The following is a 367-nucleotide window of genomic DNA, read 5'->3' as shown; positions in this document are numbered from 1 at the left end:
TGAGATCAGAGGCGACTTCGCCGCGCCGGTGCTGGAAAAGCTTGTCCGCACGCTGACACGGCTATGATGCTGCCGGCAAACGACGTCCGGGTTTACTTGGCCCTGGGGGCCACGGACATGCGCAAGTTCATTGATGGGCTCTCCATCCTGGTGTCACAGCAGCTTACGCTCGATCCGTTCGCCGGCCACCTGTTCGGATTTTGCAACCGCAGTAGGACCATCATCAAGCTGCTCTACTGGGTAGCCGCTATATCCGTCGGTCTGCAGATAACCTTGGAAGTTTCCAAGGATTTCTGAGGCCACACAGCCGGCCCGAGTCGGATGATAGCGAAAGAGCACGACCGGTTTTCCCGGCGTTCCGCCCCGG

At 59.4% G+C, this 367-nt stretch carries 1 protein-coding gene and 1 pseudogene; one reads left to right on the top strand and one right to left on the bottom strand.

Annotated elements, in window-relative coordinates:
- Positions 1–63: 63 nt before the first annotated feature.
- On the top strand, positions 64–297 hold the full coding sequence (tnpB, locus tag GTA51_RS21565) for an IS66 family insertion sequence element accessory protein TnpB (protein WP_160964321.1): 234 nt from the start codon (positions 64–66) through the stop codon (positions 295–297).
- Here tnpB and GTA51_RS20800 read toward each other — a convergent pair.
- Positions 241–367: pseudogene (locus GTA51_RS20800) on the bottom strand (IS66 family transposase); the annotation flags it as partial. The gene tnpB and the pseudogene GTA51_RS20800 sit on opposite strands and share 57 nt — an antisense overlap.

This window comes from Solidesulfovibrio aerotolerans (assembly GCF_009856865.1).
Taxonomy (GTDB): domain Bacteria; phylum Desulfobacterota; class Desulfovibrionia; order Desulfovibrionales; family Desulfovibrionaceae; genus Solidesulfovibrio; species Solidesulfovibrio aerotolerans.
This window is presented reverse-complemented; position numbering and strand designations above follow the sequence as displayed.